The 20,830-nt window shown below is 54.1% G+C and carries 28 protein-coding genes, 1 tRNA gene and 1 pseudogene; 8 read left to right on the top strand and 22 right to left on the bottom strand.

Going from position 1 to position 20,830, the window contains the following annotated elements; translation table 11 throughout:
* Window positions 1-62 precede the first annotated feature (62 nt).
* The 5 genes from P3G59_RS10645 to P3G59_RS10625 all read right to left on the bottom strand — a co-directional run bounded on the left by P3G59_RS10645 (window position 63) and on the right by P3G59_RS10625 (window position 2,386).
* Complete coding sequence (locus tag P3G59_RS10645) at window positions 63-827, bottom strand: hypothetical protein (protein ID WP_277761475.1); 765 nt, start codon at window positions 825-827, stop codon at window positions 63-65.
* 3 nt (window positions 828-830) lie between these two features.
* Window positions 831-1,052 (bottom strand): hypothetical protein, encoded by a 222-nt coding sequence (locus tag P3G59_RS10640; RefSeq protein WP_277761474.1) that lies wholly within the window; start codon window positions 1,050-1,052, stop codon window positions 831-833.
* A 76-nt stretch (window positions 1,053-1,128) separates the two neighbouring features.
* The gene (locus P3G59_RS10635) at window positions 1,129-1,629 is read right to left on the bottom strand and encodes a hypothetical protein (RefSeq protein WP_277761473.1); all 501 of its coding nucleotides are present in this window, start codon (window positions 1,627-1,629) and stop codon (window positions 1,129-1,131) included.
* Window positions 1,630-1,649: 20 nt separating this feature from the next.
* Window positions 1,650-2,072 (bottom strand): phage regulatory CII family protein, encoded by a 423-nt coding sequence (locus tag P3G59_RS10630; RefSeq protein ID WP_277761472.1) that lies wholly within the window; start codon window positions 2,070-2,072, stop codon window positions 1,650-1,652.
* Between the two features lie 68 nt (window positions 2,073-2,140).
* Window positions 2,141-2,386, bottom strand: a complete 246-nt coding sequence (locus P3G59_RS10625) for a YdaS family helix-turn-helix protein (RefSeq protein WP_182400839.1) — start codon at window positions 2,384-2,386, stop codon at window positions 2,141-2,143.
* Between the two features lie 98 nt (window positions 2,387-2,484).
* Here P3G59_RS10625 and P3G59_RS10620 point away from each other — a divergent pair, with 98 nt between their 5' ends.
* Window positions 2,485-2,910 (top strand): hypothetical protein, encoded by a 426-nt coding sequence (locus P3G59_RS10620; RefSeq protein WP_277761471.1) that lies wholly within the window; start codon window positions 2,485-2,487, stop codon window positions 2,908-2,910.
* Between the two features lie 45 nt (window positions 2,911-2,955).
* Here the strand turns inward: P3G59_RS10620 and P3G59_RS10615 are convergent, their stop codons facing one another.
* Together P3G59_RS10615 and P3G59_RS10610 are read right to left on the bottom strand one after the other, a co-directional pair.
* Window positions 2,956-3,747 carry a phage antirepressor KilAC domain-containing protein gene (locus P3G59_RS10615; RefSeq protein WP_277761470.1) on the bottom strand — a complete coding sequence of 264 codons (792 nt, stop codon included), beginning with the start codon at window positions 3,745-3,747 and terminating at the stop codon, window positions 2,956-2,958.
* Window positions 3,744-4,055 carry a DUF3077 domain-containing protein gene (locus P3G59_RS10610; RefSeq protein ID WP_277761469.1) on the bottom strand — a complete coding sequence of 104 codons (312 nt, stop codon included), beginning with the start codon at window positions 4,053-4,055 and terminating at the stop codon, window positions 3,744-3,746. Before P3G59_RS10610 ends, P3G59_RS10615 begins: the two co-directional genes overlap by 4 nt.
* Window positions 4,056-4,370: 315 nt before the next feature.
* On the opposite strand from P3G59_RS10610, the gene P3G59_RS10605 reads away from it, so the two are divergent.
* Window positions 4,371-4,787 (top strand): Arc family DNA-binding protein, encoded by a 417-nt coding sequence (locus P3G59_RS10605; RefSeq protein ID WP_122597666.1) that lies wholly within the window; start codon window positions 4,371-4,373, stop codon window positions 4,785-4,787.
* A 228-nt stretch (window positions 4,788-5,015) separates the two neighbouring features.
* On the opposite strand, the gene P3G59_RS10600 is transcribed toward P3G59_RS10605, so the two are convergent.
* Window positions 5,016-6,065, bottom strand: coding sequence for a hypothetical protein (locus P3G59_RS10600; protein ID WP_277761468.1), 1,050 nt, complete (start codon window positions 6,063-6,065; stop codon window positions 5,016-5,018).
* A 313-nt stretch (window positions 6,066-6,378) separates the two neighbouring features.
* Window positions 6,379-7,242 (bottom strand): hypothetical protein, encoded by an 864-nt coding sequence (locus P3G59_RS10595; RefSeq protein ID WP_277761467.1) that lies wholly within the window; start codon window positions 7,240-7,242, stop codon window positions 6,379-6,381.
* A 218-nt stretch (window positions 7,243-7,460) separates the two neighbouring features.
* Between P3G59_RS10595 and P3G59_RS10590 the strand changes: the two genes are divergently transcribed.
* Window positions 7,461-8,699 (top strand): hypothetical protein, encoded by a 1,239-nt coding sequence (locus P3G59_RS10590; protein WP_277761466.1) that lies wholly within the window; start codon window positions 7,461-7,463, stop codon window positions 8,697-8,699.
* A gap of 159 nt (window positions 8,700-8,858) precedes the next feature.
* A complete protein-coding gene (locus tag P3G59_RS29465) occupies window positions 8,859-9,284 on the top strand; it encodes a hypothetical protein (protein ID WP_347276972.1) in 426 nt (141 codons plus the stop codon).
* Here P3G59_RS29465 and P3G59_RS10580 read toward each other — a convergent pair.
* The 4 genes and pseudogenes from P3G59_RS10580 to P3G59_RS10565 form a co-directional block, all read right to left on the bottom strand.
* Entirely contained in the window at window positions 9,241-9,996 is a 756-nt protein-coding gene (locus P3G59_RS10580; RefSeq protein WP_277761465.1) for a zeta toxin family protein, read from the bottom strand. The genes P3G59_RS29465 and P3G59_RS10580 overlap by 44 nt on opposite strands.
* Before the next feature lie 34 nt (window positions 9,997-10,030).
* Window positions 10,031-10,243 (bottom strand): annotated as a pseudogene (locus P3G59_RS10575) (phage tail protein); the annotation flags it as partial.
* A 16-nt stretch (window positions 10,244-10,259) separates the two neighbouring features.
* Window positions 10,260-10,472 carry a hypothetical protein gene (locus P3G59_RS10570; protein ID WP_277761464.1) on the bottom strand — a complete coding sequence of 71 codons (213 nt, stop codon included), beginning with the start codon at window positions 10,470-10,472 and terminating at the stop codon, window positions 10,260-10,262.
* A gap of 54 nt (window positions 10,473-10,526) precedes the next feature.
* Window positions 10,527-10,829, bottom strand: a complete 303-nt coding sequence (locus tag P3G59_RS10565) for a DUF6388 family protein (RefSeq protein ID WP_277761463.1) — start codon at window positions 10,827-10,829, stop codon at window positions 10,527-10,529.
* 377 nt (window positions 10,830-11,206) lie between these two features.
* Here P3G59_RS10565 and P3G59_RS10560 point away from each other — a divergent pair, with 377 nt between their 5' ends.
* From P3G59_RS10560 to P3G59_RS10545, 4 genes are read left to right on the top strand one after another with little or no spacing between them, the layout of a single operon-like run.
* Window positions 11,207-11,392: a hypothetical protein gene (locus tag P3G59_RS10560; RefSeq protein WP_277761462.1), complete on the top strand. Its 186-nt coding sequence runs from the start codon at window positions 11,207-11,209 to the stop codon at window positions 11,390-11,392.
* Complete coding sequence (locus P3G59_RS10555; RefSeq protein WP_277761461.1) at window positions 11,385-11,720, top strand: hypothetical protein; 336 nt, start codon at window positions 11,385-11,387, stop codon at window positions 11,718-11,720. The genes P3G59_RS10560 and P3G59_RS10555 overlap by 8 nt, the downstream gene beginning before the upstream one ends.
* Before the next feature lie 48 nt (window positions 11,721-11,768).
* Window positions 11,769-11,981, top strand: a complete 213-nt coding sequence (locus tag P3G59_RS10550) for a hypothetical protein (protein WP_277761460.1) — start codon at window positions 11,769-11,771, stop codon at window positions 11,979-11,981.
* Complete coding sequence (locus tag P3G59_RS10545) at window positions 11,981-13,093, top strand: tyrosine-type recombinase/integrase (protein WP_277762132.1); 1,113 nt, start codon at window positions 11,981-11,983, stop codon at window positions 13,091-13,093. The genes P3G59_RS10550 and P3G59_RS10545 overlap by 1 nt, the downstream gene beginning before the upstream one ends.
* Before the next feature lie 89 nt (window positions 13,094-13,182).
* Here P3G59_RS10545 and P3G59_RS10540 read toward each other — a convergent pair.
* The 9 genes from P3G59_RS10540 to thrS form a co-directional block, all read right to left on the bottom strand.
* Window positions 13,183-13,259 (bottom strand) — tRNA-Pro (locus tag P3G59_RS10540).
* Between the two features lie 89 nt (window positions 13,260-13,348).
* The gene (locus P3G59_RS10535; protein ID WP_003179985.1) at window positions 13,349-13,705 is read right to left on the bottom strand and encodes a MerR family transcriptional regulator; all 357 of its coding nucleotides are present in this window, start codon (window positions 13,703-13,705) and stop codon (window positions 13,349-13,351) included.
* The gene (gene ihfA / locus P3G59_RS10530; RefSeq protein WP_002553164.1) at window positions 13,686-13,988 is read right to left on the bottom strand and encodes an integration host factor subunit alpha; all 303 of its coding nucleotides are present in this window, start codon (window positions 13,986-13,988) and stop codon (window positions 13,686-13,688) included. The genes P3G59_RS10535 and ihfA overlap by 20 nt, the downstream gene beginning before the upstream one ends.
* Window positions 13,989-13,991: 3 nt before the next feature.
* Window positions 13,992-16,370 (bottom strand): phenylalanine--tRNA ligase subunit beta, encoded by a 2,379-nt coding sequence (gene pheT / locus P3G59_RS10525; RefSeq protein ID WP_277761459.1) that lies wholly within the window; start codon window positions 16,368-16,370, stop codon window positions 13,992-13,994.
* Between the two features lie 26 nt (window positions 16,371-16,396).
* A complete protein-coding gene (gene pheS, locus P3G59_RS10520) occupies window positions 16,397-17,413 on the bottom strand; it encodes a phenylalanine--tRNA ligase subunit alpha (RefSeq protein ID WP_003226365.1) in 1,017 nt (338 codons plus the stop codon).
* A gap of 109 nt (window positions 17,414-17,522) precedes the next feature.
* Window positions 17,523-17,879, bottom strand: coding sequence for a 50S ribosomal protein L20 (gene rplT, locus P3G59_RS10515; protein WP_007913489.1), 357 nt, complete (start codon window positions 17,877-17,879; stop codon window positions 17,523-17,525).
* Between the two features lie 28 nt (window positions 17,880-17,907).
* Window positions 17,908-18,102, bottom strand: coding sequence for a 50S ribosomal protein L35 (gene rpmI / locus P3G59_RS10510; protein WP_002553160.1), 195 nt, complete (start codon window positions 18,100-18,102; stop codon window positions 17,908-17,910).
* Window positions 18,103-18,162: 60 nt separating this feature from the next.
* Window positions 18,163-18,714, bottom strand: a complete 552-nt coding sequence (infC, locus tag P3G59_RS10505; protein WP_171057393.1) for a translation initiation factor IF-3 — start codon at window positions 18,712-18,714, stop codon at window positions 18,163-18,165.
* Window positions 18,714-20,636, bottom strand: coding sequence for a threonine--tRNA ligase (gene thrS, locus P3G59_RS10500; protein WP_007913488.1), 1,923 nt, complete (start codon window positions 20,634-20,636; stop codon window positions 18,714-18,716). The genes infC and thrS overlap by 1 nt, the downstream gene beginning before the upstream one ends.
* Window positions 20,637-20,830 lie beyond the last annotated feature (194 nt).

Below are 20,830 nucleotides of genomic sequence, written 5' to 3'. Positions count from 1 at the left end.
TCACCGAGCCATGCACCGGACATTCGAGATCAAAAAAGCGGACACAAGGCTGCCGGCAAAAATTAGAAGTTCGCGCCATTCTTCACCTCCGGGTATAGCTCCTGCGTATGGCTTGGCAGACCGTGGTAAGCCGAAATTGAGCTCGTGCCTGCGGTTTTCAGTACGTCGTTCCACTTCTCTCCGTTAATCCAACGGGAACCATGGGGAATGTACTGACCGTCATCCTTCAACCAATCTCGGGAAAGTCGATGCTGGGCCAATGCGGTCAACATGGTTTGCTGAAGCTCGGCATTTGGCTTCAATCTCTCCCAAGCCTTACGAGCGTCCTTCTTGCTTGCCTTGTTTGGGTACAGCTTCCAGAACTGCTCGAAGGCCTCCATCAGATTCGGTTCGCCTGCAGATTTTTCAGTCTTTACTGCTTCATTCAGTCCTTGCTTACCTTCAATACTTACTAGTGTCGGATTTGCCGTATGCGGTCGAGCCGTATGCGGTTCAGCCGGATACGGTAAATCCGGAAGCGGTGTTTCCGAGACCAAATAGTTCACTTCACCGAGTACGCCGGCCTCGCTCCGTGACTGCTCTCGACGCACGTAACCGGCGTTAATCAACTCGTCCAGGAGCCCGTAGATCCCATCCCGGCCAGTGGGTTTTGCAGATGCCGCTGTCTCGCCGCGCAGATGTGCCGGAGAGACTTTCCAGTGGTCAGGCTTACCCAGCAGAAACACCAACATGCCGCGAGCGCCCCAACTCAATCGTCGGTCCTCACTGATGCTTTTGCTCAACAGGTAGAAGTTCCCCTCTGGGCGAGGGGCGCGAATGATGCTCATAGTTCAGAGCTCCAACTCGTTGGTCACACGCTTGATGAAAGCGTCGTAAGACTCAGCCATGATGAACCCCTGATCTTCCAAGGCCTGTCTATACGCCTTGGCACTTCCGTAAAGCACCCAGCGATCACGCTCAGGGAGATTTCGGAAGCTGGTATAGACAGGCCAAGGTCCAGCTATCTTGCAGGGCGTGGTGGGTTCCACAGGCGACTTAAGGAGAGACCTCATTTAGTTTTCTCCCGGCCTACGATGTGTGCCGAGCCCGATGAATCGGCCCTCGGTGTCATGGGAATATTTGGCAGGCTCATGCGTCGAACTCCACGCTGCAATAACCACCCGCGGCATGCACTCGCCGGGTTCCGTAGAGTTCCAGGTTTACAGCCTCACAATCCCCCCGATAACGATCGTACTCAGGGCCGGTACCGACACCTTGATTCTTGACCCAATCTGGCAACGAGCCACGCGCGCGCATTTCGTTGAGAAATGTCCACCATCTAACCGCATGCTTCCGCTCGGCCTGGATGAGCTCCGCGACCGCGATGCGTTGCTCTTCGGTCAAACCATGCAGCGCACTCCCTTTTTTGGCTTCGTACAACGTAACTTCAGAATCTCGTACCTGAGAACGAGGGAATGCATGCACATTCGAACTGACTTGTTCACTACGGATTGCGTGTGCCATGATTAGTACCTCTGTGAGATGTGTTGTCCTGGTTGCACAGGACGATTTGATAAGCCCGGTTCCAGCCGGGTTTATTGCTTTCTGACCCGGGCGAATCTCATCATCCACCCGTTTGAAATAATGCAAGCCCTGTCCTGACAGCCTCTTCACGCGGCCCTCACGGACTCCTCCAAAACCAGCAAGCTCTCGCGCACATGGCCGATTTCCTTCTGGATTCCTGCCTTCTCAATTTGGGTCACACGACCATCCGCCAGGGCATCGTGGACAGCGCGAGAAACGTCGCCAGACTCTGCTGCCAAGTTCACCAACGCTTGCACCAAGCTGACCCCTTCAGGCTTCACCTGGGGTACCAACTCGTAACCCAAAGCCCCCGCAAGTAGCTGCAATGGTTCAGGGTTCTTGCTGTGCACCAGAATCTGTAGGAACTGCTCCAGGTTCAGTCGGTGCGAATCGTCATTTGGGTTACTGCGGTTGAGCAACGCGGTGTGGCTCATGCCCATCAGGTGCGCCAGTTGCTTAGGACCCGCATCAAGCACTGCTTCATGAATTGCGCGATGTACCTGTTCCATCTCGGGAAACCCCTTCGTTGTTGTCGTGGCGGCACGTCTTGTCGATGAGCGAAACTTTGCTCATCGGATCAGGCGGCAGATTGCTCGGAGCTGGTAGGTGAATTGCGCAGATAAGCCCAGTCGATATCAGGACGCAGTTCTTCACACGTCACCGCCCTCCCCGACTCGCGATCAAGATTGATCGCCAGGCCAGGTCCTGCGAGTCGGTATCCGTAAGCAATCTGTTTGAGGTTGCCAACGCTTGTACCGCTTCGCTCCGCTAGAGCATCCAGTTGCGCCGGCTCCAAGGAGCGGATGAGTTCGAGTAGCGTCATGGTGATCTCCGAAAGAGCTTCAGATTACACATTGCTAATTTATTCAGCAACAGCTATTTGTAATTTACCAACTGCTAAATCGAGACCATTATTCGTCTATGGATATGAAAACTCTTAGGGTCGAAGCGCTGCGGCGCGTAATCGGCCAACTCAGCCAAAAAGAATTTGCCGAACAGCACGATTTGGACGCTTCCTATCTGTCACAGATTCTCAATGGTCATCGAGGTTTGGGCGAGAAAGCGGCGTTGAACCTTGAGCAGAAAATCGGCTTGGCGCCTGGCGTACTGGTCAACCCGGCAGGCTACGGCTCCAACGTGATTGAGGGTGAGTTCGCCCGCTTTGAAGTCGTCCGGGAACAATCCCCTGCCTATCAGGCGATGCTTGGGACCGCCTCAGCTAAATCGATTGCCATCATCGACAAACTGGCCCGCGCCGCGGCGAAGGGAAAGCTCAGGGAGTCAGATCTGATATTACTTGAAGGTATCGCCGGCCTGCTCGAGAAGGCGAACTCTGAAAAGTCATGAGACCAGAAAGTAAAAGCCCGGCGCTAGGCCGGGCTCTCTTCACTTCTAGGAAAGCAAGTCCTCTTCCCTGCTCAGCCACATGGCCTGAAGCTTGGTGAGCCCCTTTCCGGTGATCAGCGTTGAACAGGTTGGGACTGTGCCCTCTAAAGGATGCTCGAACGTACCCAGTTTCACATCAAGCAGGCCCGCTTCGATCTTCGCTTGGTAAGGCTCATTACTCCTCGTCACCCACCCCTTCTGGCGCATGAACTGCAGCAGGCGCGTACGGCCGGTACCAATGATCTTTGCTGCCTGGGCTGCGTTGTACGTCTTGTGCGACACCGTGACCATGTCGTGGAATGCCACCTTCGGAGCGTCCTGCTCCACTTTCACCTCCAACAGGTGGTTCTCCTTGATCAGTTCAGTGTTGTTCGCCTCTAACGCGACGACCTTCGTAACGTTTTCAGTGAGCAATGCAAGGAGCGTACGGGGATCGCTAAGGGCTGCAGAGTAGTCAGGTTTTACAAGGTGCTCTTCCAGCTCCTGCCAGCGATCGACCAGGCGAGCCGTGAACTCTGGGCATAGCTGGGCGACGATAATGAAGCTGTCGCGCTTGTTGACCAAGTAAACTTCCACGGGCCGCGCGCCTGCACCTTCGTGTGAGGTTTCCACCGACGGTGTAAAGCTCACAACCCCCTTCTCCTGAAGGCGTTCGATGGTGCGCTTCACGCTATCGTGGCGCGACCCGACAAGCTCGGAAATATCAATGGAAGACATAGTCCGCGACACATGCTGGTGAATCTGAAAATGTGACGCTGCGCCGGCTGGATACCCATGTTGGCTTAAGGAATTGTTCATGCGAGCTTCTCCAGGCCTTCACCCACAGCGTCAATAACCGCTTTGGCTGACTCGACCGCCATGTGGAGCAACCATGCTTGGCTTGGAGATATGACCAGCGTTTGCATCCCGGCCTCACACAGCGACTCCCTCACGCTGTAGAGAATGCAGGACGCCTGGTTAAGCGCATCCACGGCAGGAATTCCTGGGCGCACCGCAAACAACTCCTGTCTCTCGACATTACAGCTAACGAATGAGTTCTCAACGGTGAGTGGCACCTTGACGGCGCCAGCATTGAGTTTTTCCTGTGATGCCGTATTCTGTTTCATGTGGTTGACCTCGAAATTAATCACATCTGAGCCTCGGCGTCTGCAAACGCCGGGGCTTTTTCGTTTAAGGCATTCACCTCTTCCAACCGCGACTTCTCTTTCGTCAGCCTAAATACAATCTCTGCGGATTTAGAGCGTCGATTAGATAGCGCCTCCGTCTCAAGCCACTGCTTCAGCTCAGCGGGAAGCCGAACCTTCAACTGATATTGGCTACGCAATTTTGCCACCCCCCTTACGGACCACCGTGGTCCGCAAGACCATAGAACCACGGTGGTCCTATTGCTGTCAACACCACCGTGGTCCATCATCTGCCGCATGAGTAGAGAAGATTCGCAGTTCAAATTACGCATGCCTCCAGATCTCCGAGAAAAAATCGAAGACGCTGCTAGAGAGGCAAAACGTTCCCTAAATGCGGAGATAATCGCTCGCCTCGAAGACAGCGTCTTTGAAGCGATGCCGGTTCCTGAATTATTACCAGCCAGCAGAGCGAAGGAGCTATCCGCGAAAGCTCGCCGCAACCTCTCTCAAACACTCCGAGAAGTACTACTGGAAGATCTCAACGAAGCAGTCTCTCGAGGGCTCAGCAGCACAACAGTAGAGCTAGTCGGGTACAACCTGGACTCCATGACCTCGGACGAGCGTGATGAGATCTTCGGAGGGATCGAACAGGAATTAACGAGTGCCGGCTATGAGATTTCCTGGGGCGGTGATGTAATCGTCGTATCATTTTGACCTGCTAATAAGTGACGCCAGAAAAGCGCACGTTAGTATTGAATCCCACCACCGCCGAACTCATCAGTCATTTCACGCGAGCTGAACGCCATCTTCTGAAGAGAAATGGGGTATCAGTGGCTTATGTAGTCTCTTTCACTTGAACCCCAGTGCATGGGAGAAAGAATGCCGCACGAGCAGAGGCGATGAAAGTAGTGACATGCTGGCATGTCACTATGTCATATGGCATCAAATGTCTGGCTGACCGTCAGGCTTGATAGCCCCGGCAAGCTCCGCGGCCTTACGGTCATTCGGAATACCCGCACGCTCCGCGATAAAGGCTCTGACCTGTTTTTGAAGGGGTGGCCGATCAGCGTCGAAATCCATCCAGAAATGCTCCGCTGCGAGCTTCATTGCTGAAAGCAATTTGGTTGAGTAAGGGAACCTCTCGCCTGCACTTTCGGTTTTAAAGGCCAAATTCGACTGCTGTTGGATCTCAAGCAACACCTTCAGATCATTGTTCTCATCAACCAAAGCAAGGTTTTCGTTCTCGAGTTGAGTCAATCTGCGCTCAACAACTTTAAGACGAGCCTCATCTACAGCTGTTAAGCCTACAATCCCACCGTAACGACGCGACGCTACATCAACTACTTCTGGAATAGGCCATTTAATATTATTATTTTCAAACCACCCTACCACTTCAAACAAATTTATCTGCTGATCAATTCCAAGAACATCTGGCCTATCGCCCTCATCTATTAACGTAATACGATCATTATTAAATCCTTCTCGCAAACTTTTAATAATGACAGGACGCTTATAATTGTAAGTCTCCAAAAGCAGACTAATCTCTCTAGGCGTCGCCTTCCACACACTTGCAAGAATAGAAAGCTTACGATCGCCAACCTTTGGATTAATCCTCCAGCTATTCTCTATTCCACTACGACTCAGTAGATCCCAAACATTGTTCTTAAACCCATAACGCAAGCTCTCATCTGCCACTAAAAAGAAACCATCGCTAAATCGACCTAAGCTCTGTTCTCGGTAGTCTGAGGAGCCGGCTATTTTTTCGAGCAAACTCACAGCATATTTAGAGTCATCATCTATAGGCAAACCCGTCGCATCCAGCTTCTGCGGGACTAGCAAACTATTCACTGACTGAAAACAGCCAAGTACAACCTGAGCGGCCTCTTGCAAGGACAACACGTTTTTTTCATCCGAGAAGGAAACACTTACAAGCAAATCAGTAACACAAACAAATTTCTCAAAAATCCGATCCAAAAAGTCAGACGCACCCATTCTCCTAACCTCAGCCCCTTCGGCTCTTCCGATTTCGATAGCATCCAGTCTATCGCCAGTTAGCAAAATGTAATAGTCGAGAACGAGCTAGATGCTCCCAAAGCCAGTATTGATAAGCGGGCATGAGGTCTGAATCGACAAGATTAGGATCTATTCATTCAACACGGGGCGCGGAGCGAAAGAAGGAGGCGAAAATTGAATACGCCTAATCGATGAACTGGCTATCACACCAGAAGCATCGAAGGCCTGCACAGGAAAAAAAGCGGGGTCACAGAAAAGCCCGCGACGGCGGGCTGATCTGGATGAGGAAATGTCACCGAATCGTAGTTTTTGAAGGAATGCTATTGAAATAACCACAGAATAAATTGTAGGGGCCACGATCACAGGTTTCTGGGTTAGATATTGTCCTCCCAGAGTTGTCTGTATTTTTCGCCGGGGTTTGTCCAGGCTTATGCGACCACATTCCATTCGAGTCACGCCGATACCAGTGGTAGTCGAAAAAGCCCGGTGTTGAAGAGACGACCAAGGCAATGATCTGCCCCTCGGCTGGAGACACGTCAGGATTTTTTACGACAATTTGACCATCCCGTACTGCTGCCTGGCCGGTACCCGGACACGTTGGAGGATAGGGCCCTTCCTGTCCGCTTCCTTTTCCTGGTTGCGCAAATGTGTTGGTGATCTTGTCATTTGCATAGTTATAACAATTATTATGCAATCTTATCGCATCTGAGCTGTTCCACTTTGTTGGATCAAACGGCGGTGCTGCCAACATCTCAAACTGCAGAAAACTATTCGCAACACCGCCTTTTACGTTTTTTTCCACTTCACCCTTTATAAAGCCTATTTCATCTGAGCTTAAAGCGGTCCCAGCCGCATCAATCAGAAATGCTTCGACCTCACTATCGTTATCAATCAGATTAGGTACTGCAAGGCTTGCAGGCTCCACAATACCGTCGAACACTCTAAACTGCATAGTTCCAGAGGCAACAGGCGTGGTTGCATGCGTCACGACCAAACCGCGATAGCCAAGCCTGCCTAACGAACCTGGAGATGTGGTGGTTGATATTTCTTTCCTTTTAGACATCATCTTCATAAATTTTTTGGCATCTGCCTCAGACAACTCCCATGACGGATTCTGCCTCCCAGAATACATATCCAACGTTACGATTATTGACATGGCAATTTCCATTTCGCTGTATGAGTCAATATATATAGCTGAGCAAATAGGAGCCCATGCAAAAATCCTTAGTACGAATTGCTAAATTAGAGCAAACGAATAATTATAAGTGTATCGCATGCTATCTTGCGCCCAGAAATCCTTTACCAGCTGCTAATGGCAGCGAGACGTCTGATGGTGATAGGGTTAATTACTCACCACACAACCAAGTTACTAGCATGCCCGCACTCGAAAAGCGCTATCCCCGCGAGTCATTTACCAAGAAGCTGGAGCGAATCTGCCAGAGGCTGGACGAGGCATCAGTCCGCTCGATCGCCTACAAAAACTTCCTCAACAGGCCGGCGACTTCCCTGGTTGAGATCACCTCTTTGTGGGTGGTGGGCTCCTACGCCCGCGGCGCCGTGACATGCGGAGACTTAGATCTCGTCCTCGAATACAAGGTAGTTGAGGGAACCCATCCCTCGACTACCTCCATGACAAAGACATTCTTCGGCACGCCTCAATACGTTCGCTATTACTTTGGAACGCCGGAGAGCAGCACCGCTGGTATCGTGTTCGAGAACGCCGTTCAGATCTGGAACAGTCCTGGGTGTGATTGGAGAGCGCCGATCAATTCGATCACTCCGGACCCAGGCGCCGGCCGCGCTGAACGAGAGACGGACTCTATTCCCTTGCGAGCGGAACAACTCTACATGGCCCCTGAGCGACTTCAGCAGCTTGTGGTACAGGAGAGAGACGGAATCATCGCGTGGGACTTTGTACAGATCACTCAGAAGGATCTCGAGCCCATCGACACCTCTGCGCTAAGCGAACGTGACCGTAGGCTCATACGGGTCTCGCCCATGATGGGTAAAAAATCCCAGACGCTAATGCCCGCGATCATTCGGTTGATGGCCAGGTACTCACTTTTCGGATATTGGGACGCGTCAGAGACTCATCGAGGAAGATTGAGATGCGGCGCCACTGTCTTACACCTCGGCAGGCCAGCCCTACCGTATCACCCGTTTGACGATGAGCCGACGATCGAGCAGTTCGCGCTGATCCCGCATATCAGTGCCAAAGGCCCCAACGGCGCTTGGATCATTCGGAGAGGCCCCAATCATCCCGACGCTCAACTACTCGGACAAAAGAGCGCCTATTACCTTCTGAGCGATGGAGAGCCTGACATCGTGAGATATCGCGACCATGGGAAATCCTGGTCGATCGAGTTGCTGCAGCTCTTCAGTACACGGGAGGATGCGGAGGTCTTTTCGGCGATGATAGCCGAGGATGATGAGTCGTGGCGGATCGAGATCAGAGAAGCGAAAGGGTTTGAGCTGATCCCACTATTTTCCGTTGCAGACGTCGTCGAGATTGGCGACCTCCAGTTCCCTGTCACAAACGCCGGCGGTGCTTACTTTGATCGGGACAAGGCGACGCTGGATGAGCTCTTAGCCGTTTTGCCCTCTTTGCCATAGTCTGCGCGATTAGGTTAAGACGGGCGTCAATCACCGCAACTGAACCCTCCTGCTTCGGATGAGCTCTACCGATTCACACTCCATTAGGTGAATCGCCATGAGAGAAGAAGAGAAAAACAAGCCCTAGCCGCCTGGCGCAAGTTGCTGGAGGAGCCAGAAATGCGAATGGCCGCCGAGGAACAGTATGACGAGCTGCTGAAAATGGCTGACACGATGGAACAGGAGGGGCTAATCACTGCTGAAGAGTGGCGCCAGCTAGTGCGAAAGGCTGGCGTGAAGTTCTCTGAGACGACTGAGCGGCTCGAGGGCGGAACACAGGATCACAGAAACAAGAAGCCCGGCGCTGGGCCGGGCTTTTTACACAACGTACTTTCAACCGGACGCGTTCTCGGTCTTTCGCGCCATTTTGATAGCTTCCGCCTTATCCAGCACGTCACGTTGAGAAGCGATTGCTTTAGTCATCGCCACTGTGAATACGTCCCGCTTGGTCTCGGGGGAAGCTTTGCAGAAAAATTCAGCCAATGGACTGGATTTTCCGGTCTTAGCTGCACTCATTTTTCTCTGCCTCAGTTAAGAGCTCTATAAGCTCAATGTGATCATAGGTCTCAGGTATCAGATCGTCAATCTGGTCCGCCGTAACGTCGCCTTCGTACGCTCCATCAGTGCCATCAGTGTTTTTGACGAGCAAATTGACGATCAAGCTTTCCCCATAGGAACGCCTTATCTCGACAATGTTCCTTCTGGCTGCCAAGTACTGTTTGACGAACTCATCCATTGGGATGTTCCGCCCCTCTGTAATTTCCCTAGCCCTAACAAATTTCCACGCCAACTCAGGTCGTTGATAAACATACATAATTTGGGCGGCTAGGCGATTGCCCAATACTCGGTCAATATTACGTCTTGCTACATTTATGTTGGCCAGCGTGCCATCAAGAATAAAGGAGATACGCTTTTCAAAAGCTCGATCTAGCACTTTTTCAAGAATTTTCGTAACGGCTCTTTGGAATAAAAAAGAATTGCTACCATTGTATCCTGGTATTAAAACTCGAAAGTCGTCTGGATCTATGCGCAGGACCCTTCTGGCCTGAACATCGTTATCGCCTTCCTCAATGATTTCCACGAGCGCTTTGGAGATCTCCGTCTTTCCCGCACCTGGTGAGCCTGCCATAAAAACGGTGATCGGATAGTCTTCTGGTGGGAAAATGTTGGTGTCGGCAATCCGTCTGGCGAGAGCGGATCTATTAAGCCTTGCAAATTCGAAGGCTGCCTCCTCTATCAATAATTCGTCTCTCGTCATCTGAAGCTCAACGTCTCAACGTGAATAGTTGGGTCTACATTTGGCACAGTTTACCTTTAGCGTCCATCCTGTACACAAGCGCAGTGCTGTCAAGCCATGAGCCGCCGAAAACGTTTACATCCGACGGCCTGCCGTACAGGTGGTGCAGCAGGAAAGAACCAGGGCCGAACGTTGCTACTTCCCCACCGGGCAACGCCGGATCGGCGCCGAGGAAGATCCCCGCATGGTTCGGATAAACCGTTCGCCCCCCCCCCCCATCACAATCATGCGCCGTACAAGTGGTCAAGTAGTATGAGCTCTACCACAGCGACAAAAACGCACAGCACGAGAAAGCCAGGACTGAAAACGCGCTTACGGCCGGAAGAACCTCCATCCATCCAACTAACGCCTGATTCGCTAGCGATCACCACCAGGAACACCATCCAAACACAGGCCGAAACCTTGCCCCAGAAACCCAGGGTTCGCCATGAGGTCATTCGTCTATTCCACGCGCCGCTTTATCCATACGGTCGTCAAGTTTCTTTCAGAAGCTAGATCAGCTTATCCAATCCGAGGGCTTCAGCTTCTTCGCGAGCTGCCTTTTCACGAAAGTGCCGAACGTCGACTCCACTTGTCTCTACGAGAGTCAGCATATACGCCCAAGGAAGAAGACCACGATCGGCAGCGGCGGCTTGGAGTGCCAGTTGTAAAAACTGATCGCGCTGCTGCTCGTCAGTAATTCCTAGGGCATCAGCTTCATTGGGGTCCAGCGCCGCTAGCGCAGCCTGCAAGGATGCATTTCCCTTTAGATAAATCTTCGTGGCCAGTTCGTACACTTCATCATTCGTAATCATAGGTTCTTCCTTGGACACCCTACCCGTGCAGGATCGAGTACTAGTGGAGCACTCGCCTACGGCCTTCGTCGTCACCAGATCCAAACCTGATTATTCAAGCCGAGGCCGAGCGACATACAGTGGCCGAAATCTAGCACCATTAAATCGCCACCACGAGTGGCAACTGGCTCGGCCTGAACCGGGAAAGCGAATCTCAGATAACATTTAGCAACTCGCATTGAGTTTTGTTTTAGCTTTTGCTAATCTCTGTCTGCATCTCCTTTGCCACACGACAACCTAGAGCTCTGATCATCCTGCGCGAACGCCAACAAACGCGGCAGGCATTTGCTCGTCTGGAGAAAGTGCATTTTTGGCTACAACAACTGAGAAGACAGACCATGACGAATCAAACACAGAGCCAAGCAAGCGAATTTGCAGAGTTCGGCCAGCGCCTGATAGATCTGGGAATGGCAATGAAGCGAGATCAGACCACCGTACAGGATCTGCAGGAGTTGGCTAAAGCGTGCGGCATCAAGCTGCTGAACCTTCGTTCCGTAACCAAACCGGAGTTGCACAATGGCTAAAACAATCCTTCGCACTCACCGGGATGGGATCCATTTCTACCTGAACACTGAGACCTCCTCTCCCAGTACTGGGCACCGAAATCGTTACCGGCTGTTCAAGACTGAGAACTATGGTCGCGACAAGTCGGGATGGGTTCAGGTGGGGTCAATTGCAGGGCAAGAGCTGATCGCTCTCAAGGGGGAGAAAGCCCTGTTTGAAGCTTGTGAGAAGCTGTTCTCCAGCAAAAGACCTCAGCGTTACAAACAGTATGGCGTGATACGCGGGAAGCCGGGACCGTGGGAGGGAGAGGCCTTCCCTCTCCGCCGCGCCCAGTTGGCAACCGCCTAATCCATCATGATGTCAGCCGATCCGTCGCGGATGCTTCCGAGGTAATCAATGAATCGAGAATTGATCAAGATCAGCGAATTTCAACGTCGGCGATGGGGCGCAAACGGCACTCCCCCGTGCCCCCAAGCAATCCGCAACTACATCCGTAACGGTCAGGTGCCCGGTGAGCAGATTGGAAAACTCTGGTACGTCGATTGGACGGCGTTCAGCAAGTCGGAAGGCAACGACCTGGTCACGATGGTATTGAAAGGAGCTGCATGATGGTCCCACGGCCGCGCAACAAGGCGAATAAGAGCCTCCCGCAGAACCTGTATTTCGATTCGCGGCGCTCGACTTATCGCTACCGCCGGCCTACCGACGGTAAGTGGTTCCAGTTCGGCTCCGACCGAATCAAAGCGATCGATGCCGCGAAGCAGTTGAATCTGGAGTTCATGCGCGGCGCCGACCTGATCGGTGCCGTGATGGGCAGCACGTCGGAATTGTTCGCCGGCTTCCTGGACACATACGAGCGCGACGTGCTGCCGCCACGGGAACTGGCAAAAGGGACCTTGGGCCTTTACGCCGTGCACTTCCGGCGCTTCCGGAAACAGTTCGAAGGCAAAGCGGTCGACCAGATCACGATCCGCATGATCGCCGAGATGCTGGATGCCCTCACGCCGCGCACTGCCAACCAGTGCCGCGCCCTGCTGATCGACATCTTCAACCACGCAGCGGCCAAAGGCCTTTGCCCAGACAACCCAGCGGCCAGCACCATCAACCGGATCGAGAAGAAGCAACGCAAGCGCCATACCATCGAAGGCCTGAAAGCCATCCGGAAGAAGTCGCCGTTCTGGCTGCAGAACGCTATCGACTTGGCACTGATCACCGCACAGCGCCGGACGGACATCTTGAATATGCGATTCGATGGTGTTCGGGAAGGTTTTTTGTATGTGGTGCAGCAGAAGACGGCCAAAGCCAGTGATGCGGCGTGGATCCGGTTCAAAGTGACCGAAGAACTCCAGGCGGTAATCAGCCGGTGCCGGGATGACATCGTCTCACCTTACCTGATCCACCGCCGGCCAGACCGCAAAAAACAGAAGCAGGCGCAGACGAAGGACCACTGGACTCAGGTCGAAGAGCGATATTTGACGCGAGCCTTCAAGGAGGCCCGGGAAGCGGCGGGTTGTTACAAAGGATGGAAGGAAGAGGAAATGCCGGGCTTCCATGAAGTGCGGGCGCTGTCGCTGCACCTATACAAGAAAGCAGGAAAGGACGGTCAGACGATCGCCGGCCACGCCAGCGAAACCATGACCAAGAACTATCAGAAGGACCACGCCGAGATTGTCTGGTCGGAAGCAATTCCAGACCTCAATATCAGCGAAATCATCGGGTAGTTTTGCGCAAGTTTTGCGCGGGTTTTGCGCAGGCACAAAAAAACCGATCTAGATGATCGGCTTAAGTGTCTGATTTTACTCAGGAATAATGGTCGGGACGGAGTGATTCGAACACTCGACCCCTAGCACCCCATGCTAGTGCGCTACCGGACTGCGCTACGCCCCGACTGGTTTTGCAACTCGTTCTTCATCTCGAAGAACGCTCAAGAATATAGCGCAAGCGTTTGAAAACTGGAAGTATTCAAACGCTGCTTTTTATTTCTTGAGAACCACCAGTACATCTTCCAACTCGGCAATCATCTGCCGAATCATCTGCTTGTATTGGGTCGTGTCGTCTTTGGCTTCATCACCGGACAGACGCAAGCGTGCGCCGCCGATGGTGAAACCTTGATCGTAAAGAAGCGCGCGGATCTGCCGGATCATCAGCACGTCCTGGCGCTGATAATACCGGCGGTTTCCGCGGCGTTTGACGGGGTTGAGTTGAGGAAACTCCTGCTCCCAGTAGCGCAGCACATGTGGCTTTACGGCACACAGCTCGCTGACTTCACCGATGGTGAAGTAGCGTTTGCCCGGGATGACGGGTAGTTCGTCGTTATGACTTGGTTCCAGCATAAGCCTCAACTCGGGCCTTCAACTTCTGCCCTGGACGAAAGGTGACCACACGGCGAGCCGTGATCGGGATTTCTTCCCCCGTTTTCGGGTTGCGGCCAGGCCGCTGGCGTTTGTCCCGAAGGTCGAAATTGCCGAAACCGGACAATTTGACCTGCTCGTTGTCTTCAAGAGCGTGCCTGATTTCCTCGAAAAACAGTTCGACCAATTCCTTGGCTTCCCGCTTGTTCAGGCCCAGCTCTTCATACAGACGTTCCGCCATCTCAGCTTTCGTCAAAGCCCCCATACGTCACTTCCTTAACGTGGCGTTCAACCTTTGTTCGAGCGAGGTGAGGATATTTTGCGTCGTCGAATTCACCTCATCGTCATTAAGAGTGCGCGATGGATGCTGCCAGGTCAAGCCAACTGCAAGGCTTTTTCTATCAGGATCAATACCTTTACCCTGATACACGTCAAACAGCCTGAGATCTGTGAGCCATTCGCCTGCATTTTCACGGATTACGTCCAGTACGGCTGCGGACGCGACGTCTTTGTGCGCAATCAGTGCAAGGTCACGACGCACTTCAGGAAAGCGCGACAACTCATGGAATTTCGGCATTTTACCGAGTGCCACTTCAGCCAGAACCAGCTCGAAAACGAAGACTGGACGGTCCAGACCCAGCGCCTTCGACAATTCCGGGTGAATGGCGCCGATGAAACCGACTTCACGCCCTTCTCGCTCGATGCGCGCGGTTTGACCCGGGTGCAGCGCCGGGTGTTTGCCCGGAGCGAAAGTGAACGAATCCAGTGCACCGGCGAAGCCCAGCACCGCTTCCACGTCAGCCTTGACGTCGAAGAAATCGACGGTATCGCGACCTTGTGCCCAGCCTTCCGGCAGACGGCTGCCGCAAACCACGCCAGACAGCATCGGCTCTTGCTTCAGACCTTCAAGCTGCCCAACGAAGCGCAGACCGCTTTCGAAGAGTCGCACGCGATCCTGCTGACGGTTGAGGTTGTGCTGCAGCGCTTTAACCAGACCCGGCCACAAAGACGAGCGCATGGCAGCCATGTCATTGGAGATCGGATTGGCCAGCAACAGCGGCTCGACGCCCGGATTGAACAGTTCGAACTGACGAGGATCGATGAAGCTGTAAGTGATCGCTTCCTGATAACCACGCGCTACCAGCAGACGACGCAGTTCCGGCAGATCGCTACGCGCTTCAGCTTTGGCTTGTGGCGCCAGACGCGCTTGCGGGTAACGAACCGGCAGACGGTTGTAGCCGTACAGACGGGCCAGCTCTTCGATCAGATCGACTTCCAGGCTGATGTCGAAGCGGTGGCTTGGTACTTCTACGCGCCACTGGCCTTCACCGTCGGCAGTAATACCAAGACCCAGGCCGCCGAGCAAACGCTCGACCTGGGCCGAATCCATTTCCATACCAAGCATCTGGCTGATGCGCTGGGAACGCAGGGTGATCGGCGCGATCGACGGCAGGTGCTGCTCGCTGACAGTCTCGATGATCGGGCCGGCTTCGCCGCCAGTGATGTCCAGCAGCAGGCCAGTGGCGCGCTCCATGGCTTCACGGGCCAGTTGCCAGTCGACGCCACGCTCGTAGCGGTGTGACGCATCGGTGTGCAGGCCATAGGAACGGGCCTTGCCAGCAACAGCGATCTGGTCGAAGAACGCACTTTCCAGGAATACGTCGCGAGTCGTCGCGGACACACCGCTGTGCTCGCCGCCCATCACACCGGCAATCGCCAGGGCGCGGGAGTGGTCAGCGATCACCAGCGTATCGCTACGCAGGCTGACTTCCTGACCGTCGAGCAGCACCAGCTTCTCGCCCTCTTCCGCCATGCGCACACGGATCCCGCCATTGATTTCGGCGAGATCGAAGGCGTGCAGCGGCTGACCCAACTCGAGCATCACGTAGTTGGTGATGTCGACGGCAGCGTCGATGCTGCGCACGTCAGCGCGACGCAGACGCTCAATCATCCACAGCGGCGTTGGCCGGGACAGATCGACGTTACGGATAACGCGACCCAGGTAACGTGGGCACGCGGCTGGCGCCAGCACGTCTACCGAACGCACTTCGTCGTGCACGGCTGGAACGGTCATCACGACCGGACGAGTAACCGGCGCGTCGTACAGTGCGCCGACTTCACGGGCCAGACCGGCCAGGGACAGGCAGTCGCCGCGGTTCGGGGTCAGGTCGACCTCGATGCTGGCGTCTTCCAGATCCAGGTACACACGGAAGTCTTCGCCCACCGGCGCATCGGCCGGCAGCTCCATCAGGCCGTCATTGCCTTCACCGATCTGCAGCTCGGCTTGCGAGCAGAGCATGCCGTTGGATTCGACGCCACGCAGCTTGGCTTTCTTGATCTTGAAATCGCCTGGCAGTTCAGCGCCAATCATGGCGAAAGGAATCTTCAGGCCCGGACGCACGTTGGGCGCACCGCACACGACCTGGAAAGTTTCCGCGCCATTGCTCACCTGGCACACGCGCAACTTGTCGGCATCAGGGTGTTGCTCAGTGCTCAGCACCTCGCCCACCACCACGCCGCTGAAAACACCGGCAGCCGGGGTCACGCTATCGACCTCAAGGCCAGCCATCGACAGACGAGCAACCAGCTCGTCGCGATCTACCTGCGGGCTAACCCAGCCACGCAGCCATTGTTCACTGAATTTCATCCTGCTCTCCTAAGAATTCGTTACGACTAGCGAAATTGCGCGAGGAACCGCAAGTCGTTGTCGAAGAACAGACGCAAGTCGTTCACGCCGTAACGGAGCATGGCCAGACGCTCGACGCCCATGCCGAAAGCAAAGCCGGAGAACTCTTCCGGATCGATGCCAGACATGCGCAGCACGTTCGGGTGAACCATGCCGCAGCCCATCACTTCCAGCCAGCCGGTCTGCTTGCAGACACGGCAGCCTTTACCGCTGCACATCACGCATTCCATGTCGACTTCAGCGGATGGCTCGGTGAACGGGAAGTACGAAGGACGGAAACGCACGGCCAGCTCTTTCTCGAAGAACACCCGCAGGAATTCTTCGATGGTGCCTTTGAGGTCGGCAAAATTGATGTCGCGATCGACCAGCAGGCCTTCGACCTGGTGGAACATCGGCGAGTGGGTGATATCGGAGTCGCTGCGGTACACACGGCCTGGGCAGACGATGCGGATCGGCGGCTGCTTCGATTCCATGGTGCGGACTTGTACCGGCGAGGTATGGGTGCGCAGCAGCATGTTGGCATTGAAATAGAAGGTGTCATGCATCGACCGGGCCGGGTGGTGGCCTGGGATGTTGAGCGCTTCAAAGTTGTGATAGTCGTCTTCGACCTCAGGGCCTTCGGCAATGCCGTAGCCGATACGGGTGAAGAACTGCTCTACACGTTCCAGAGTCCGGGTCACCGGATGCAGACCACCGGAGGTCTGGCCACGGCCCGGCAATGTCACGTCAATGGATTCGGCAGACAGTTTGGCAGCCAGTTCGGCTTCTTCAAACAGAGCCATGCGCGCATTGAGAACGCCTGTAACACGTTCCTTGGCAACGTTGATCAGCGCACCGACTTGCGGACGCTCTTCTGCCGGCAAATTCCCCAGGGTCTTCATCACCTGAGTCAATTCACCCTTTTTGCCAAGGTATTGAACCCGGATTTGCTCCAGGGCATTGATATCTTCAGCGCTTTGCACAGCCTCTAGTGCTTGAGAGACCAGCGCATCCAGGTTTTCCATGTACAGACTCCAGATACAAAATAGGGGAAGAGCTTGAAGGCTCTTCCCCTATTTAAGACGTTTACCACCTGACCCCACGGAAGTGAGGCCGGGTGATTGTCGGGGGTACTTAAGCCAAGGTGGCTTTAGCTTTCTCGACAATCGCAGCAAACACCGCTTTTTCGTTCACTGCCAGATCAGCCAGAACCTTACGGTCGATCTCGATGGACGCTTTTTTCAGGCCAGCGATGAAACGGCTGTAGGATAGACCGTTAACACGAGCACCAGCGTTGATACGAGCGATCCACAGAGCGCGGAACTGACGTTTTTTCTGACGACGGTCACGGTAGGCGTATTGGCCTGCCTTGATTACCGCTTGCTTGGCAACACGGAATACGCGGGAGCGTGCGCCGTAGTAGCCTTTAGCAAGTTTCAGAATTTTTTTGTGACGCTTACGGGCAATGACGCCACGCTTTACACGAGCCATGAGTTACTTCCTCTATTCTTGACTAAAATTAACGAAGGCGCAGCATGCGCTCGACTTTTGCCACGTCAGACGGATGCAGCAAGCTGCTACCGCGCAGTTGACGCTTACGCTTGGTCGACATTTTAGTCAGGATGTGGCTCTTGAAAGCGTGCTTGTGCTTGATACCGTTAGCAGTTTTCAGAAACCGCTTAGCAGCACCACTTTTGGTTTTCATTTTTGGCATGTTCGGATACTCCGCATTCAGTTGATAAACATAATCAGAAGGCCTGCCGTGCCCTGTTGATTACTTCTTCTTTTTCGGGGCGATGACCATGATCAGCTGGCGTCCTTCCATCTTAGGATGCTGTTCGACCGAACCGTACTCGAGCAGGTCAGCTTCAACCCGCTTGAGGAGTTCCATCCCCAGCTCCTGGTGGGCCATCTCACGGCCGCGGAATCGCAAGGATACCTTGGCCCTGTCCCCATCACTCAGGAAACGTACCAGGTTGCGCAGTTTTACCTGGTAATCCCCTTCCTCCGTCCCTGGACGAAACTTGATTTCTTTTACCTGAATCTGCTTCTGATTCTTCTTCGCCGCGGCAACCTGCTTCTTCTTTTCGAAGATCGATTTGCCGTAATCCATCACACGGCAAACCGGTGGGATTGCGTCTGCGGAGATTTCCACCAGATCAAGCTTTGCTTCTTCAGCAATACGAAGCGCTTCATCAATCGAGACGATGCCAATCTGCTCGCCATCAGCGCCAATTAACCGAACCTCGCGTGCCGAGATATTCTCGTTGATCGGGGCTTTCGGTGCAGCTCGTTTATCTTGTCTCATTTCACGCTTAATAATAATTACTCCGAATCTGGGCGACCACGCCGGGAAACCGCTTGCGCGAGAAACTCAGCGAACTGGGCGACGGGCATCGAGCCCAGGTCAGCACCTTCACGAGTACGCACAGCGACAGTCTGCATCTCGACTTCCTTATCTCCGATAACCAAAAGATAGGGAACCTTGAGCAAAGTATGCTCGCGGATTTTAAAGCCGATCTTTTCATTTCTCAAGTCGGACTTGGCACGAAATCCGCTTTCGTTGAGAGTTTTTTCAACTTCAGCAACAAAATCTGCCTGTTTATCAGTGATATTCATGATCACTGCCTGGGTTGGCGCCAGCCAGGCAGGGAACGCACCTTCGTAGTGCTCGATCAGAATCCCGACGAAACGCTCGAAGGAACCGAGGATCGCACGGTGTAACATCACCGGGTGTTTGCGGCTGTTGTCTTCGGAGACGTATTCAGCGCCCAAACGGACAGGCAGGTTAAAATCGAGCTGCAAGGTACCACATTGCCAGACGCGACCGAGGCAATCTTTCAGCGAGAACTCGATCTTCGGACCGTAGAACGCACCTTCGCCTGGCTGCAGATCGTACGGCAGGCCCGCAGAATCAAGGGCTGCAGCCAGTGCAGCCTCAGCGCGATCCCACAGCTCGTCGGAACCGACGCGTTTTTCCGGACGAGTGGACAGCTTCATCTCGACATCGGTAAAGCCGAAGTCACGATAAACGTCCATGGTCAGCTTGATGAACGCTGCGGATTCGGCCTGCATCTGCTCTTCGGTGCAGAAGATGTGGGCGTCGTCCTGAGTGAACGCACGTACACGCATGATGCCGTGCAGCGCACCCGAAGGCTCGTTACGGTGGCAGGCACCGAACTCGGCCAGACGCATCGGCAGCTCGCGGTAGCTCTTCAGGCCTTGGTTGAACACCTGCACGTGGCATGGGCAGTTCATTGGCTTGATGGCGTAGTCGCGATTTTCCGACTGAGTGGTGAACATGTTGTCGGCGTAGTTGGCCCAGTGCCCGGATTTCTCCCACAGGCTGCGGTCAACGACTTGAGGGGTCTTGATTTCAAGGTAGCCGTTATCGCGCTGGATCTTGCGCATGTACTGCTCAAGCACCTGGTACAGAGTCCAGCCGTTCGGGTGCCAGAACACCATGCCCGGGGATTCTTCCTGGGTGTGGAACAGGCCCAGACGCTTGCCGATCTTGCGGTGATCGCGTTTTTCAGCTTCTTCGATGCGCTGGATGTAAGCCGCCAGCTGCTTTTTATCTGCCCAAGCGGTGCCGTAAACGCGCTGCAATTGCTCGTTCTTGGCGTCGCCGCGCCAGTAGGCACCCGACAGCTTGGTCAGCTTGAAGGATTTCAGGAAGCGTGTGTTCGGCACGTGCGGACCGCGGCACATATCGACGTATTCTTCGTGATAGTACAGGCCCATGGCCTGCTCGTTCGGCATGTCCTCGACCAGACGCAGCTTGTAGTCTTCGCCGCGAGCCTTGAACACTTCGATCACTTCGGCGCGCGGAGTGACTTTCTTGATGACGTCGTAATCTTTTTCGATCAGCTGCTGCATGCGCTGTTCGATAGCGGCCATGTCGTCCGGCGTGAAAGGACGCTCGAAGGCGATATCGTAATAGAAGCCTTCGTCGATGACCGGCCCGATGACCATTTTCGCAGTCGGGTACAGCTGCTTGACCGCGTGGCCAACCAGGTGGGCGCAAGAGTGACGAATGATCTCCAGCCCCTCTTCATCCTTTGGCGTGATGATTTGCAGGGTCGCGTCGCTGCTGATGATGTCGCTGGCGTCGACCAGTTGGCCATTGACCTTGCCGGCCAGAGTGGCTTTGGCCAGACCGGCACCAATGGATGCGGCGACCTCGGCTACGGAAACCGGGTGATCGAATGAACGTTGACTGCCGTCGGGAAGAGTAATAGTTGGCATGGCGCCTCCTCTCCTAGTGGTGACCCCTACCAAAGGTCACGTGGGTTGGGATGAGCCAGTACAAGATCCGATCCAGGCCATTCAATGACGAACGCCTGCCTTACAGCGGCAGGAGCCTTGCGGCCAACCGGAAAACCGAACCAGAGTGACTGGGATTCAAATCAAAATATTCGCACGTTGACCGATGTCGGGAC

This window comes from Pseudomonas sp. A34-9 (assembly GCF_029543085.1).
Lineage (GTDB): Bacteria > Pseudomonadota > Gammaproteobacteria > Pseudomonadales > Pseudomonadaceae > Aquipseudomonas.
Note: the sequence above shows the minus strand (reverse complement) of the source record. Positions and strands in the feature narration are given on the sequence as shown.